This is a genomic window from Litoreibacter sp. GN1-5 (genome assembly GCF_055693805.1).
Window position 1 is genome coordinate 2,993,082 of record NZ_JBVFUP010000001.1, and the last position, 15,437, is coordinate 3,008,518.

14 protein-coding genes and 1 pseudogene are annotated in these 15,437 nt (G+C 52.3%); 7 read left to right on the forward strand and 8 right to left on the reverse strand.

Annotation, left to right across the window (positions count from 1 at the left end):
• Positions 1-2: 2 nt before the first annotated feature.
• Together ACZ1HF_RS14960 and ttcA are read right to left on the reverse strand one after the other, a co-directional pair.
• Positions 3-1,526 carry an EAL domain-containing protein gene (locus ACZ1HF_RS14960; protein WP_472658263.1) on the reverse strand — a complete coding sequence of 508 codons (1,524 nt, stop codon included), beginning with the start codon at positions 1,524-1,526 and terminating at the stop codon, positions 3-5.
• 156 nt (positions 1,527-1,682) lie between these two features.
• Positions 1,683-2,528: a tRNA 2-thiocytidine(32) synthetase TtcA gene (ttcA, locus tag ACZ1HF_RS14965; protein WP_472658264.1), complete on the reverse strand. Its 846-nt coding sequence runs from the start codon at positions 2,526-2,528 to the stop codon at positions 1,683-1,685.
• Between the two features lie 86 nt (positions 2,529-2,614).
• On the opposite strand from ttcA, the gene ACZ1HF_RS14970 reads away from it, so the two are divergent.
• Positions 2,615-3,139 (forward strand): DUF3833 domain-containing protein, encoded by a 525-nt coding sequence (locus ACZ1HF_RS14970; protein WP_472658265.1) that lies wholly within the window; start codon positions 2,615-2,617, stop codon positions 3,137-3,139.
• Positions 3,140-3,267: 128 nt separating this feature from the next.
• Here the strand turns inward: ACZ1HF_RS14970 and ACZ1HF_RS14975 are convergent.
• From ACZ1HF_RS14975 to ACZ1HF_RS14985, 3 genes and pseudogenes are all read right to left on the reverse strand, one after another.
• A pseudogene (locus tag ACZ1HF_RS14975) lies at positions 3,268-4,079 on the reverse strand (transposase); the annotation flags it as partial.
• Positions 4,080-4,329: 250 nt separating this feature from the next.
• Positions 4,330-5,505 carry an acetyl-CoA C-acyltransferase family protein gene (locus ACZ1HF_RS14980; RefSeq protein WP_472658266.1) on the reverse strand — a complete coding sequence of 392 codons (1,176 nt, stop codon included), beginning with the start codon at positions 5,503-5,505 and terminating at the stop codon, positions 4,330-4,332.
• Positions 5,506-5,588: 83 nt separating this feature from the next.
• Positions 5,589-6,008, reverse strand: coding sequence for a MarR family winged helix-turn-helix transcriptional regulator (locus ACZ1HF_RS14985; protein ID WP_472658267.1), 420 nt, complete (start codon positions 6,006-6,008; stop codon positions 5,589-5,591).
• Between the two features lie 241 nt (positions 6,009-6,249).
• On the opposite strand from ACZ1HF_RS14985, the gene ACZ1HF_RS14990 reads away from it, so the two are divergent.
• The 6 genes from ACZ1HF_RS14990 to pnp all read left to right on the forward strand — a co-directional run bounded on the left by ACZ1HF_RS14990 (position 6,250) and on the right by pnp (position 12,852).
• The gene (locus tag ACZ1HF_RS14990; RefSeq protein ID WP_472658268.1) at positions 6,250-6,708 is read left to right on the forward strand and encodes a hypothetical protein; all 459 of its coding nucleotides are present in this window, start codon (positions 6,250-6,252) and stop codon (positions 6,706-6,708) included.
• Between the two features lie 39 nt (positions 6,709-6,747).
• Positions 6,748-7,257, forward strand: coding sequence for a DUF1643 domain-containing protein (locus ACZ1HF_RS14995; protein WP_472658269.1), 510 nt, complete (start codon positions 6,748-6,750; stop codon positions 7,255-7,257).
• Positions 7,254-8,141: an alpha/beta fold hydrolase gene (locus tag ACZ1HF_RS15000; protein WP_472658270.1), complete on the forward strand. Its 888-nt coding sequence runs from the start codon at positions 7,254-7,256 to the stop codon at positions 8,139-8,141. Before ACZ1HF_RS14995 ends, ACZ1HF_RS15000 begins: the two co-directional genes overlap by 4 nt.
• A gap of 159 nt (positions 8,142-8,300) precedes the next feature.
• The gene (gene rpsO / locus ACZ1HF_RS15005; protein WP_472658271.1) at positions 8,301-8,570 is read left to right on the forward strand and encodes a 30S ribosomal protein S15; all 270 of its coding nucleotides are present in this window, start codon (positions 8,301-8,303) and stop codon (positions 8,568-8,570) included.
• Positions 8,571-8,723: 153 nt separating this feature from the next.
• Positions 8,724-10,451 carry a glycosyltransferase family 2 protein gene (locus ACZ1HF_RS15010; protein ID WP_472658272.1) on the forward strand — a complete coding sequence of 576 codons (1,728 nt, stop codon included), beginning with the start codon at positions 8,724-8,726 and terminating at the stop codon, positions 10,449-10,451.
• Positions 10,452-10,716: 265 nt separating this feature from the next.
• Complete coding sequence (gene pnp / locus ACZ1HF_RS15015) at positions 10,717-12,852, forward strand: polyribonucleotide nucleotidyltransferase (protein WP_472658273.1); 2,136 nt, start codon at positions 10,717-10,719, stop codon at positions 12,850-12,852.
• A gap of 83 nt (positions 12,853-12,935) precedes the next feature.
• On the opposite strand, the gene ACZ1HF_RS15020 is transcribed toward pnp, so the two are convergent.
• The 3 genes from ACZ1HF_RS15020 to queG all read right to left on the reverse strand — a co-directional run bounded on the left by ACZ1HF_RS15020 (position 12,936) and on the right by queG (position 15,435).
• Positions 12,936-13,433, reverse strand: coding sequence for a L,D-transpeptidase family protein (locus tag ACZ1HF_RS15020; protein ID WP_472658274.1), 498 nt, complete (start codon positions 13,431-13,433; stop codon positions 12,936-12,938).
• 113 nt (positions 13,434-13,546) lie between these two features.
• On the reverse strand, positions 13,547-14,407 hold the full coding sequence (locus ACZ1HF_RS15025) for an SDR family oxidoreductase (protein ID WP_472658275.1): 861 nt from the start codon (positions 14,405-14,407) through the stop codon (positions 13,547-13,549).
• The gene (queG, locus tag ACZ1HF_RS15030) at positions 14,404-15,435 is read right to left on the reverse strand and encodes a tRNA epoxyqueuosine(34) reductase QueG (RefSeq protein ID WP_472659061.1); all 1,032 of its coding nucleotides are present in this window, start codon (positions 15,433-15,435) and stop codon (positions 14,404-14,406) included. Before queG ends, ACZ1HF_RS15025 begins: the two co-directional genes overlap by 4 nt.
• Positions 15,436-15,437: the final 2 nt, after the last annotated feature.

Sequence of the window (15,437 nt, forward strand, 5' to 3'; positions counted from 1 at the left end):
GCCTATCCTACACGCCGACCAAGCCGGGGTGTCCTGCATAGCTTGGTCTGGCGTTCGGACAGCCATGGCACCGTGTCTTCAAAAGGCATTGGCCGGGCAATGACATAGCCTTGCAGGTGGGTGCATCCGAGTTGTGACAGAATGCTTTGCTCGCCCAAAGTGGCAACGCCTTCCGCGATTGTATCGATACGCAACTGCTCGGCCATACTGATGATGGCGGCGATCATCTGTTGCTGTGCTGGATCGTCATCAGCATGCATTACGAAGGATCTATCAATCTTGATACGATCCACATTGAATCGCCGGATATTCAGAAGCGATGTCTGCCCCTTGCCAAAATCATCCAGGTCAATCTGGAAGCCCTGCGCTGCCAAAGCACGGATGTTGTGGGAAATTACGTCGTCATCAGCATTAGCGACAACGGTTTCAAGAATTTCTATGGTCAGGCGATCCGGAGTCAGTTCAAACCGGTCCACGTCCCACTTGATGCGTTCGGCCAGCGCTGGATTTCGCAGTTCCTGCGTTGCGAAATTCACTGACACAGATGGGATTGAAATGCCCGCTTTATCCCACGATTTCAGGGCCTTGAGCGCCTGCTGTACGATCACCTCACAAAGTTCCTCGGTGCGTTCCGCATCTTCGAGCGCAGGCAGAAAGTCAGCCGGTACAAGAATGCCCCGTTCCGGATGGTGCCATCTGGCCAAAGCCTCAAACCCTGTCACTTCGCCCGTATCAGTTGATATCTGAGGCTGGAACCACGGACGGACCTGCCCGTGGTGCAGCGCATGCAGAAAGTCTGACACGATCCTGTCGTCCTGTCGGCTCTGCGCGTGTTGCCTGCCGGAAAAAGCCCGTATCGCGCCGGGGGAAGATCGTTTTGCCTCTTGCAATGCGTCTTGCGCGGCAGCCACCAGTGCCGCACCTGTACGGGTCGGCGATTGACCGTCCAGACAGAACCCAGCGGTAATAGTGGTGTGCATGGACACTTCACCATTAGCCGCAATGGAATGTGTGCTGCCATCCTGAAGGCGCTTGATGAGCGCAATCACCGCGCCTAGTTCCGGACGGCGCACGGCGCGCACGCCGATTCCGAAGCAGGATCGGGATACAAGCGCAATCGTATCTTCCGAGCGCATCAATGCACGCATCCGTCCCGTGATCTGATCTAAGAGCCGATCACAGGTTTCACGCCCCAATTCCCGTTCCATCTGATCAAAATTGTCGATTTCCAATAAGATACAAGCGGTTTGTCTGAAATCAGCCTGACGTTTGAGGTTGCTATCCATCGCAAGGATCAACCCGGTTTCATCCGTCACATCGCCCGTCTGACGCACAGAGACAGGCGCTGGGCTTTTTGTATGATCAAGCAAAAGAGCGGCAGCCAAAAGACCAGCAACCGCGACGGCAACTGAATTATTGTCAAACCAATAGGCAAGCAGCGCGACAAAAGGCATTGCTGCCAAAAGCAGATCGCGGGGTTGGTTCAATCTGCGCAATCGTTGCCAATATTGCTTTAAGTTGATCATCGGAGACCCTTCAGCATGTGATGGGCATTACGCTACGATGACACGATGGGCAGAGTATTAACCGAGCACATCAATTTACAGAGGATTTTCATCAAATTTGGCCCAAAAGGCTTTGGCTGCCATCGACCAAATTCGATGCCACTCAGGCAATAATACTCATCCTGTTTCCGTGGTTTCTTTGGCAGCGCGGGTCAAACTGGCAAAATCAAACATCTCCGGGTCGAGCAGGTGCGACGGGCGAGCATTCATCAAGGCTCGGAACATCACCTGACGGCGTCCGGGGCTATTCTTTTCCCATCCGTCGAGCATTTGTTTGACCTGTTGGCGCTGCAATCCGTCCTGACTTCCACACAGGTCACAGGGAATAATTGGGTAGCTCATCGCCTGCGCAAATCGCTCGCAATCCTGTTCCGCTACATAAGCGAGCGGGCGGAACACGAACAAATCGCCCTCTTCATTCACGAGCTTCGGCGGCATCGTAGAGAGCCGTCCGCCATGAAAGAGATTCATTAGAAAGGTCTCCAAAATGTCGTCCCGATGATGACCAAGCACTACGGCGTTGCAGCCCTCTTCGCGCGCGATCCGATAAAGATTTCCTCGCCGCAACCGCGAACAAAGAGCGCAATATGTCCGCCCCTGCGGAACTTTGTCCATGACGACAGAATAGGTGTCCTGATACTCAATCCGGTGCGGCACACCCATCTTTTCCAGAAAGTCCGGCAAGACAGTGGCAGGGAAACCAGGTTGTCCCTGATCTAGGTTGCAGGCCAGTATCTCGACCGGCAGAAGTCCGCGCCATTTCAGTTCGTAAAGTACGGCCAAAAGCGTGTAGCTGTCCTTGCCCCCGGACAGACAAACCAGCCAGCGCGCGCCCCGTTCGATCATCGCGTATTGTTCAATCGCGTCACGCGCGTTTTTAACGATCCGCTTGCGCAGCTTCTTGAACTCGGTCGTTTTTGGCGCACCCTCAAACAGAGGATGAATTTCGGTTTGATCCAACATGGCGCGCTTATAGGCGGGGAACTGGGATAGGGGAAGATACATCTGCAACAAGGGTTCGTCCGTATTAAGAAAAACGGAGATCGATCATGCGTGTATTTATCCTTGCCCTCTGCCTTTTCGTGACCGCCTGCACGGGCAAGCCTTCGTTCAATGATCCTGCGCTGAGTACACGTAAGCTGAACCTTGAGGAGTTCTTTGTTGGTGATCTGGTGGCTTATGGTCAGTTTCAAGACGTATTTGGCACGGTACGCAATCGGTTCGAGGTTGCGATCAAAGGCACGTGGGACGGTAAGGTGCTGACGCTGGTCGAGGATTTCGTGTATGACGATGGCACGACCGAACAGCGCGTCTGGTCGCTGCGCAAGACCGGGCCGGACACTTGGGTCGGCACAGCCCCCGGCGTGATTGGGCAGGCCAAAGGGCGCGAGGACGGGGATCGGTTCAACTGGACATACACGATTGATCTGCCGGCCGGTCCGGGCGAGACCACGCGCGTGACGTTCGATGACTGGATGTGGTTGCTGAGCGAGGACCGCTTGCTGAACAAAGCCTACATGAAACGCTTTGGGGCGGATGTGGGCGATGTGGTGATTACGTTTGAGAAGGTTTAGCAAGCATGTACGGCTGCGTAGTCATCCGAAAATGGGCCAGATGAAGGCTTTGAGTCGATTCTGTTAAAAAGCAACGTGTTGCGATCGCAGAAAGCAGCATCTTGAGCCCGCTGCGAGCGTTTTTGTGATCAGGCTTTGCGCAGTTGCTGCGGGGCGGGAAATATCTTAGCCAGGTTCTGGGCGGTGTCTGCAAGGAGGAATTCGTCGTTTGCACCGCATGGGCCACGTAGTCGGAGCCATCCCAAGCCGAGGATGCGTTTGAGGTGGGCGAAGAGCATCTCGACCTTCTTCCTGAGCTTCATGGAGATGACGTACTGGCGGGCGTCTTCATGTTCTTCACAAGTGATCTTGCAGGCATCGACGTTCGGGCAGCACTTCGGCTTTCGATAGGCAGGCTTGGCAGGTCAGTTTCAGCGCGCGGTATCGCGCGACCCCTTTGCCCGTCAGACCTCGGTTCGGAACGGCTTGAGGGCATAGCCTTCAATACAGACGTCTTTATCATTCTCGGCATCCCATTCAAAGTGGGCGCGTGACCATATACCATCGGATCGATCTGCCTTGTCGAAGACCGGAATACGTGGGTTATCTTACGATCAACCAGCCAGCCTAGTATTGGCCCAGTGCCATAGGTTGTGTCTACGATCAGGCGTCCAGGATGCAAATCGAACTTCTCTTTGACCCACTTCTGCATGATTTTCGTCGACCCGACTTCGATCTGCCGGATTGAATGCGTTGCCTCGTCATCGATGATCGCCCCATGATTAGTGCCGATGAGGTAATTGTCCGAATAGCTAAAGAATACTGGTCCTTTACGAGCAGAGGTCCATTGGCTTGCCGGATCGGAATGGGACGTGAACTTGGGTTGTACTTCGCTGGCAGCACCAAACGCAGCCTCATCCAGCGTGTCGAGATACTAATATACAGCGTGTGGAGCATTCATTTGATCAGTCCTAGCCTGAATGTCTACAAGCCCTAGCTCGACAAACCGATCAATCGACCGCAGCAGGTGATCTTGGGAAACATTATCCTCCAGCCAGAATTCGTAGAACAACGCCGCCTGCGCTTCCTGCCTCGGTCCCATCATGGCTGATCCTTGCGCGTACCACCGGAATTGAATTAGCGAATTACGCCTCGATCAAGGGAGCAAAATAAGCCAATACATGACATTCCACGTCAGAGCTAAAAAGACTCTAAATGCGTTCAATTGCCAGTGCGATCCCCTGGCCACCACCGATACACATGGTAATCAGGGCCAGCTTTCCGTCGATACGCTCCAACTCGTATAAGGCTTTGACCGTGATTATTGCACCCGTCGCCCCCACAGGATGACCCAACGCGATAGCGCCACCATTCGGGTTCACCTTCGCAGCGTCCAGACCCAAACCTTTATTAACGGCAAGAGCTTGCGCCGCAAAAGCCTCGTTCGACTCGACCACATCAAAATCCGTAACAGACAAGCCCGTTTTGGCCAGCAGGTTTTCAACCGCAGGAACAGGGCCAATCCCCATAACTTCAGGCCGCACGCCCGCATGGGCGTAGCCCACAATTCTGGCACGCGCGGTCAAGCCAACTGCCTCGGCCGCGTCAGCACGTGCCAATACAACAGCAGCAGCACCATCATTTAAACCCGAGGCGTTTCCAGCTGTAACAGAGCCATCTTTCTGGAAGGCAGGCCGTAGCGATGCAAGTGCTTCAGAGGATGTCGCCTTGGGATGCTCATCAACCTCAAAAGCAACCATGTCACGCTTCACACGCACCTCGACCGGGGCGATTTGATCTTTGAAACGCCCCTCTTCAATCGCGCGCGCTGCGCGGGTCTGACTTTCCAGTGCGAAAGCATCCTGCGCCTCACGAGAAATATCATGCTCTGCTGCGACATTTTCTGCGGTCACACCCATATGTCCGGTTCCAAATGGGCAATTTAATGCACCAAGCATCATATCCTGCACGTCCACATCACCCATTTTCTGACCCCAACGGGCTTGCGGCATTATGTAAGGGGACCGGCTCATATTCTCGGCCCCGCCTGCAAGGCCAAACTGAGCATCGCCCAGCATCAGAGACTGTATCACCGAAACTATTGCCTGGACCCCAGACCCACAAAGCCGGTTCACGTTCATGGCGGGCACCGTATCTGGTATCCCCGACTGCATCGCAGCCACACGGGACAGATACATATCACGTGGTTCTGTATTGATGACATGACCAAAGGCTACATGGCCAATCTGCGCACCATCGACTCCGGCCCGATCCAGAGCAGCCTTGGCAACAGCCGTGCCCAGATCAATGGGTGCCGTTCCAGCCAAAGCGCCGCCGAATGTTCCGATTGCAGTGCGCGCACCACTTAGGATTACGATATCTGACATATGATGTTCCCTGTCATTGGACTGCTTTGCGCAATACTACGCCGCAACCCGTACAACAGTTAGCCTGACGTAGCGTCGAAACGCTACTGCATCAGTTGTTTCAGCCCCGAGACCAGCGGCGGTGCCTTTTGACCAAGCTGTTTGTCCAAGCGCGCCTGATAATTATCAGCAACCCGTGCCAGCTCGGCAAATGTGGTGCGCCCTTTGTCAGTCATAGCCAGACTGACAAGTCGCCGATCCTTTTTATCGATACGTTTGGAGACATACCCTGATATTTCAAGTCGGCTTGTTGCGCGTGAGATTTTGGATTTATCCATGTTCACGTGAGCGCTGATTTCTCGGACGCTGATTGGACCACCCTGAGAGAGGCGCACCAATACGTTCCATTCTGATATGGATATATCAAATTTATCCTGAAACTCATGTTCCAGTTCCCGACAAATCTTGTTGGCCGCGTTAGCAATTTGATAGGGCAAAAATGCACTCAGATCAAAACTGGTCATTGTAAAAACTCATCATAGCCTGCAGTGATATTGCAATCCTGAAAACTAAATTCAAGAAAATTAAAAATGTGTAGGCGGTTTTTTTCACCAATTGAACAAAAACAGTCTCTAAAAAGCCTACACAGAAATATTGTTACAATCGTTCACGAAAATTCCGGCGACGAACAGGCTTGCGTGAGGTGGGTTTGCTGCGCGGATTCCATCACGTATTCGATGGAAAACCTATTATGGAGCAAACAAAATGAACCGCAGTATCTTCACCATCCTCACCGCAGGAGCATTGGCAACGATTGCTTTTGATATGTTTGGTCAAGCGCTAAGCCCGCTTTTTGGTTTTGCCAAACTTGCGCCCGTCGGACTGGCCACCTCGACACTGAATACAATTTTCGGATCAGTTCCCAAGGGTGGCGGGGACATGATGCATTTCATCACTGGCCTCATCCTATACCCGCTGGGGTATTTGCTGGTCGCACGCCCGCTTCAGAAAAAAATCATGCCGATCCTGCCTTGGCCTCTAACAGCTGTTGCTTATGGCATCGGGCTGTGGGTCTTTGCGCTATATTTCGTCGCGCATCTGATTGCTGGAAACCCGCCATTTCTAGGTTGGACCGGTATTACCTATGTCGCGTTCTGGGGGCATATCCTCTACGCGCTTGTCGCTGCCTTTGTTATTGAACGGGGTCCCCGCGCCCTGCAATAGAGCTTGATGCGAGGTCATGGGCCTGCCAGTCTCTGGCCCATGATCACCCGCACGCATACAAACAACAATACTACTACAAGCACTGCGATCTATTCCTCTTGTGAATTGTACCGCTATTCTCTTACGCGGGTTTGGGACCAGTCCGGTCGCAAAATTGCGTTCGTAATGCTGAACCCCTCTACGGCTGACGAAGTACAAAACGATCCCACAGTGGAGCGGTGCGAAAGGCGCGCACGCGCCCTTGGGTTTGGGGCTTTTAGGGTCTGCAATATTTTCGCATGGCGCGATACGAACCCATTTGCCATGCGCAAGGCCGCAGAGCCTGTGGGCAAAGGAAATGACGCGGTGATCCTTGAGGCTGCTGACTGGGCGGATCAGACCCTTTGCGGGTGGGGCACCCATGGAGCGCATCTGGGCCGGGGGCCAGCGGTTGAACAGTTAATGCGGCAACGCGACAAACCGCTCTATCATCTGGGGCTGAGCAAAGCAGGGCATCCAAAGCACCCTCTTTATATCTCTTATGCACAACAGCCCGAGGTCTGGTCATGATTGACGGGTTTACCGAGGAACGGATTGATGTCGGCGACCTGACCCTAAATGTGCAGATCGGCGGATCTGGCCCACCATTGGTGCTGCTGCATGGCTATCCCCAGAATCATCATTGCTGGGCAAAGGTGGCCGCCCAATTTGCAAAATCCTTCACGTGTATCGTGCCAGATTTACGGGGCTATGGTCTAAGCGACGCGCCTGCGGATAATGACGCGCATAGCGTATATTCCAAACGGCAGATGGCGCGCGATATTGTTGGCCTGCTGGATGCGCTGCAACTTTCGAGCGCCTACATTCTGGGTCATGATCGCGGGGCACGGGTCGCGTATCGAATGGCGTTGGATCACCCTGAACTAGTCTTGAAGCTTGGGATCATTGAGATTGTGCCTACAGGCGATTTCTGGGCAGCTTGGAACGCTGATCTAGCGATGAAAGCATATCACTGGACGTTTCTGGCGCAGGATGCCCCGTTACCGGAAAGGATGATCGGCGCTGACGCACGCAGCTATATAGACTGGACACTAAGCGCATGGGTGTTGGACAAATCGCTGGATGTGTTCGAGCCCGCAGCTTTGGAAAGTTACCGGACGCAAGCAGAAGACCCTGCGCGACTTCATGCGATGTGCGCAGATTATCGGGCAGGGGCAACATTTGACAGGGCTTTGGACGAAGCGGACCGCGCCAAAGGAAGGCAGATTCAATGCCCAATGAAATTTCTTTACGGCGAGGGTGGCTTTCCCGCCCAGACAGGTGATCCAGGCAGTGTCTGGCGTGATTGGGCACCGGACTTAACGATAGAAAGCTGCATAAGCGGACATTTCGTAATGGAAGAAAATCCGGCGGCAGTGATCGCATGTTTTGAAAGGTTTTTTCTGCAACATTGAGTTTGGGTTGAACATTTTGTCTGAGGCTCAAATCGAGGCTTTCCTTTCTCGCCAAAACCTCCTATACGCGCCATCTGCAATTGCGCAGACACTCCACGGGCCTTGCTGGACGACATCCCGGCTTGCGCCATAACCCTTAACCTAATGAAGGAGACCCCGATGTCGATCACTGCTGAAGAAAAAGCACGTCTGATGAAAGAATTTGCAACCAAAGAAGGCGACACTGGCTCGCCGGAAGTTCAGGTTGCCATTCTGACCTCGCGCATCACCACGCTGACAGAACACTTCAAGACCCATAAGAAAGACAACCACGGTCGTCGTGGTCTTCTGAAAATGGTCGCTCTGCGCCGGAAGCTATTGGACTACCTCAAAGCCAAAGAAGAACAGCGCTACACCGACCTGATCGGAAAGCTGGGCATTCGTCGTTAAATTCGACAGCTTAATATTTGAATTTTGAAAGACGCTCGCCATTTCGGCGGGCGTTTCTGTTTGCATCTGAGCATTCCGAACAAATGGACAACGCTGACCACGGCACTTATACTTTGCCTTGCAAAAGTGCGGTCAAGTTCGAGAAAGAAAAGCATGGGACGTCTTAAGAACATAATACGCCGCGCTTTAGCCGACGGGTTTAAAAATGATCCGACAGTTCAGAACTTGCCCGTACTTCCTAGTGTTTGCATTTCAATAATAAAGAACGAGCAGGATATCATTGAGCCCTTTCTGCGGCATAACTACAAGTTCTTCGATTTGATGGTTGTTCTGGATAATAATTCAGCAGATCGAACACGCGAAATCCTTTTTGAATGCGCCCGTGAGCTTGGGAATATTGTAGTTTCCAATCAGCCGGAAACGGCCTATCGGCAAGCAAAATTTACCACCGCAACTATGCATTGCGTACAATCAGTATGCTTCGCTGATTTCTTCGCTTTTCTTGATGCCGATGAATTTATCAAAAGCCCCAATAAAGAAGCGTTTCTAGAGTCATTGTCAAACGTTCCGATTGGCGAAGCAGCGCAGCTTCCCTGGGAAACACTGATCCCTGATCCTCTCGCAGAACTTGGTGAAGATCCTCTGGCACGTATGACTTTGCGGCGGAAGAAAGAACAACCACAATTCTACAAATCAATTATGCGGTTCGGTGGCCGAATTGATCCGGCCATCACTATAGGTCAAGGCAGTCATGAAGTATTTCGCAAGGGGGTGCTATTACGCACGCAAGTGCTTGAGGATTTGAAGCTCATGCATGTTCCGCTGCGAAGCGTTAACCAGCTTAAAGCCAAGGGGGTTATCGGATGGAAAGCGAATCTTGCACGGAATTCTGAAGGCAATTTGCAGACTGAAGGATATCATTGGAAACATATACACGATTTGGCACAAACACCAGGTGTTCTGGAGCAACCGTACGTCCTTACCAATGAAGCCTTGGCATACGCGCAGGATGAAAAGACCGAACCTTTTAACGACAACGTGGTTGCTGTCAAACATCATATTGATCCTACCCGAAGATATTCTGATGGCAAATTTTTCGACCCTGATGTGCTGATCGCGGCGGCAAACAACCTCGTTGAGCAGCAAGACTTCCAACTCGTCAATGCTGGTCAATCCTCAATCTCAGATCAGTCGAATATCACTAATGCATTCAATAATGAGTGGCATTGGGATAATTTGTTCTTGGATGATTCACCGTTTCGCTACCTTGTTGAGAAATATGAGCCGAAACAGGTATTCGACGTCGGTTGTGGCGTCGGTGGATATTTGCAATTTCTAAAAACGCTGGATGTCGATGAAATATATGGCGTCGATGGTATCCCACTATCCGCAACAGCACTTGGCGAGAGTGAATACGATAAGGTCGATTTACAGAATCCTCTCGATGTCGGCAAAAAATTTGATCTGGTCATGTGCATCGAAGTCATCGAGCATCTGAAGCCTGAAGCCATTGATATCGCGCTCGATAATATTGCTCGGCACGCCAAGGACTTAATTCTGTTCTCCATGGCAGAACCGACACAACCCGGAAACGGTCACATAAACTGCCGCAGCATTACAGAGGTTCTGGATCTTTGGGAAAAGCGCGGTTGGGTTGCTGATTTGAATGACAGCTTAGGTATGCGTGCGTTGGCTACTTTGTCTTGGCTAAGGCGAAACCTTATCGTGCTAAAGCGAAAGGGTAAGGAAAGCTCTACTCAGGCAAAAGAACGTCTTGTACAGATCGGAGGCCATAAACATGAGTGGTATGGACAAACCCCCGGTATCCGCATTGCCCCGTTTAAAGAAGAAATCCCCGACAGAACATTCGGCTATCGTTAGGTATAATGTTTTGTCTGCAAATGCCGTATTGCGATTTCATTGGACATGGCTTTGGCAGAGTGCTCGCCTTCAACAAAGCCTATGATTTTGCGATAATGTGTCAGGCACTTCCCAAACTATCTAATCTACTGTAAGGGCTGCTTCATCTGAGACGTAGCGCCCTGACCCCGGCGCCCACGCAAAGGATCAAGGGGTCGGTGGCAATGGGGCCACCATTCAAACGGGCACTCGGAACGCCGAGATTGGCCCAGACAGGAAACGATATATGTTTAACGAAACGAAGAAATCCATCGAGTGGGGCGAAGAGACGCTGACACTCGAAACCGGCAAGATTGCGCGTCAGGCTGATGGCTGCGTAATTGCCACTTATGGCGAGACCTCCGTTATGGCCGCTGTAACATTTGCAAAAGAACAAAAGCCGGGGCAGGACTTTTTCCCGCTGACCGTCCATTATAACGAGAAATACTACGCCGCCGGTAAAATCCCTGGCGGCTTTTTCAAGCGCGAAGCGCGTCCGACCGAGAAAGAGACGCTGACATCGCGTTTGATCGACCGTCCGATCCGTCCGCTGTTCGTCCCGGGCTTCAAAAACGAAGTTCTGGTGATCTGCACGGTGCTTTCACATGATTTGGTTAATGACCCGGATATGGTTGCGATGATTGCGGCCTCGGCAGCGCTGACCATTTCCGGCGCCCCTTTCATGGGACCAATCGCGGCATGCCGTGTAGGTTTTGAGGACGGCGAATACATCCTGAACCCCGAACTTGATGACATGCACAACCTGCGCGCCAACCCTGAACAGCGCCTTGATCTGGTCGTCGCTGGCACCAAAGACGCGGTGATGATGGTTGAATCGGAAGCCTATGAGCTGACCGAGGATGAGATGCTTGGCGCAGTTGAGTTCGCTCATGCGCAAATCCAGCCAGCGATTGATCTGATCATCGACTTTGCTGAGGATTGTGCGAAAGAGCCATTCGATTTCACACCGCCAGATTATTCGGCCTTGTACAAAGCCGTCTCGAAAGCGGGCGAAAAGGCGATGCGCGCGGCCTATGCGATCACCGATAAGCAAGAGCGTACTTCGGCCGTTGCTGCGGCAAAAGAAACAGCGAAATCCAAGCTGACAGAAGAACAGCTAGAGGATGAAAACCTCGGTTCTGCTTTGAAAAAGCTGGAATCGACGGTTCTGCGCGGCGATGTCGTCAAGAACAAGAAGCGTATTGACGGGCGTGCATTGGATACAGTGCGTGGGATTGAATCTGAGGTTGGCATTCTGCCACGGACCCATGGATCTGCTCTGTTCACCCGTGGCGAGACACAAGGTCTGGTTGTCACCACGTTAGGCACTGGCGATGACGAGCAGATGATTGACGCGCTGCAAGGCACGTATAAATCAAACTTCCTGCTACATTATAATTTCCCGCCGTATTCGGTCGGCGAAGTTGGTCGCTTCGGCCCTCCCGGCCGTCGCGAGGTTGGTCATGGAAAGCTCGCATGGCGGGCATTGCAGGCTGTTTTGCCAGCGCCTACGGATTTCCCCTACACGATCCGGGTTGTGTCCGAGATCACCGAATCCAACGGCTCAAGTTCGATGGCGTCGGTGTGCGGTGGTTCCTTGTCCATGATGGATGCCGGCGTACCGTTGAAAGCGCCAGTGGCGGGCGTTGCTATGGGCCTGATCTTGGAAGACGACGGATCCTACGCAGTTCTGACGGATATCTTGGGTGACGAAGACCACCTTGGTGACATGGACTTCAAAGTCGCCGGGACCGAGAATGGTATCACGTCTTTGCAAATGGATATCAAAGTCGCGGGTATTACACCTGAGATCATGAAAACGGCTCTGGCGCAGGCCAAAGAGGGGCGTTTGCATATCCTTGGTGAGATGTCCAAAGCGCTGACTGAGGCAGGCGACTTCTCTGTCCATGCGCCCCGCATCGAGACGATGCAGGTGCCAACGGATAAAATTCGCGAAGTCATCGGTTCAGGCGGCAAGGTTATCCGCGAGATCGTTGAGGTTTCTGGTGCCAAGGTCGACATCAATGATGACGGCGTGATCAAGATTGCTTCGCCCAATGGGGAAGCGATTAAGAAAGCCTATGACATGATCCACTCAATCGTGGCAGAGCCGGAAGAAGGTGTGATCTACACCGGGACGGTTGTGAAGCTGGTCGATTTCGGTGCCTTCGTGAATTTCTTCGGCAAGCGCGACGGCTTGGTCCATGTCAGCCAGATCGAAAATCGTCGCCTGAACCATCCTTCAGACGTTCTGAAAGAAGGTCAGGAAGTGAAGGTCAAACTTCTGGGCTTCGACGACCGTGGCAAGGTTCGCCTATCGATGAAAGTCGTCAATCAAGAGACGGGCGAAGAGATCAAGAAAGAGGAAGCGGCTGAGGAATAATTTCCCCGCTTCAAGAAGCAGCAAAGCCCCGGTGGATGTGCTGGGGCTTTTTCTTTGTAATTACGGGAACTGAGCGACCGGGGTCAGGGGAAAATGTCGATAACCGTACCATCATTAACCATGGCATATATCTGACGCATTTCTTTATTGGTCACCGCGATACACCCTGCCGTCCAATCAGGGCCACGCGGCCCTGTAATATTGGGTTGACCGTGAATAAAGATATCACCACCGGGATCTTTGCCAATGGATTTTGCATAGGCAATGTCCTGTTCATTCGGATATGAAATCCCAAGCGACAGGTAGAAAGAGCTTTCCGGATTGCGTCGATCAATTGTGTATCGACCCTCAGGCGTTTTGCCGTCGCCCTCAAACTGCTTATGACCAGTTGCACCAAACCCCAGATCGACAGCGTAGCGCTTTAGAAGGCTATCGCCATGATATAGGTTCATAATGCGAGCGTTTTTGAAAACTTCAACTCTGGTGACTTCGGGACCATTATAATTGATGAATTTGGAAGAGCAGGCCGATAAGAATAAAACCATCACTAAGGCGACACTGCGAATAATTCTGAAAGACATATATAGACCCTGTCCCGATTTATATTTTGGAAAACACTAGCGTAAATCCGCCTATCGAGGAATCGGGAAAATCTATAAATAGGGTCTATTGAGCATATATGACACGTTTGTGATCACTGATCATGAGCCAAAAGGGCCTCTAAACCAGTGCGGTAGTCGGGATAGAGCAATTCAACGCCGAGTTCTGTTTTGATCCGGTCATTCCGCACACGCTTCGATTCCGCATAAAAACTACGGGCCATTGGGCTCATTTCAGCGTTTTCAAAGGCTATTGCGGGTGGAATGGGTACATCCAGAAGTTTGGCAGCGTATTCCAGAACATCCTGAGGTGGTGCAGCGTCGTCATCACAGAGGTTGTAAACCGCATCAGGGTTGGGTTGCCGGATCGAGGCTTCCAAAACCTGAGCAATATCATCCACATGAATGCGGCTAAACACTTGGCCCGGTTTTATGATCCGTTTTGCCGTACCATTGCGCACCTTGGAAAATGGACCTCTTCCAGGCCCATAGATGCCTGCCAATCGAAAGATATGCAGCGGCAGACCAGTATCACGCGCCAGCGCCTGCCATTGGGTTTCTGCAAAGACTCTGTGCTTTCCACGTTCTGTACTGGGGTTCAGAGGCGTGGTCTCGTCCACCCAGCCGCCTTGATGATCGCCATAGACCCCGGTTGTGGATAGATACCCCACCCACGCAAACTGTTTGGCGTGTTTAGCAATTTGACCCTTCAGCAGGTTCAGCACAGGATCACCCGCAGCATCCGGTCCAGCAGAGATCAGCAGATGCGTGGCTTTCGCGATATCATCGGTTAGATCATCCCCTGGCCAAAGGCGCGGTGTAATACCTTCAATGCGAAGCTGTTTAGCCTTTTCCTCGTTTCGCGTTGTGCCTGTGATCGACCACCCCTTTGGATGCAGTCGTTTTGCCAACGCGCGGGCTGAATACCCGTGCCCAAAGCTCAGCATATGGGTCATTGCGCGTGCTCCAACCGCTCAGTTGCCCATCGTGCGGCATCGGCCACGGTTTCATCCATATCATCACAAAGGATCAAAGCCGTAGGCTGCAATGCCGGTATGGCAGAGTTTCCTATGGCATAAAGTACGTTACGGACGAACCTGTTGCGGCCAATACGTTTGATGGGTGATCCACTGAACTTTGCACGAAACCCTGCATCATCCAATATCGCCAGCTCGGACAGTTTGGGGTTTGCCAGATCATCGCGTGCCGCATAACGTATGTCGCGGGCATCAGCCGCGAATTTGTTCCATGGGCAAACTGCAAGGCAATCATCGCAGCCGTATATGTGGTTCCCCAGCTTTTCGCGAAGTTCCGTGTCTACGGGTCCTTTATGCTCGATCGTCAGGTAAGAAATACACCGGCGCGCATCCAGCTTGTAAGGGGCCGGGAACGCATCGGTCGGACATATATCCAGACAAGCCCGACAGCTGCCGCAATGGTCAATTTCCGCAGTGTCAGGCTCTATTTCCACAGTGGTAAAAATTGCGCCAAGAAAAAACCAGTTGCCAAGATCACGCGCCAAAAGGTTGGTATGCTTACCTTGCCAGCCTAGCCCTGCCGCTTGTGCCAAAGGCTTTTCCATAACAGGCGCAGTATCCACAAAAACCTTGATCTGTTCGCCTTCGGCCTGTTCCAGCAGCCAACGCCCCACCCGCTTCAGTCGTTTCTTGACCAGATCATGGTAATCGCGGTTCTGAGCATAAACCGAAATTGCGCCCCGGTCCTTCTGCTTTAAAATCGCCATCGGGTCATGATCTGGCGTGTAAAGCTCTGCTAACATAATGACGGATCGGGCCTCAGGCCAAAGCGCAGATGGGTCGCCTCGCCACTCCATCCGCTCGGCCATCCAGCCCATCTGACCGTGATAGCCCTTGTTCACAAATTCTACCAAACGGCCAGCGGCGTGCTCTATGTCACTGGGCCGGCACACGCGCATTTTGGCGAAGCCCTCGGACAAAGCCTGATCCTGCAAACGAACTTTCAGAG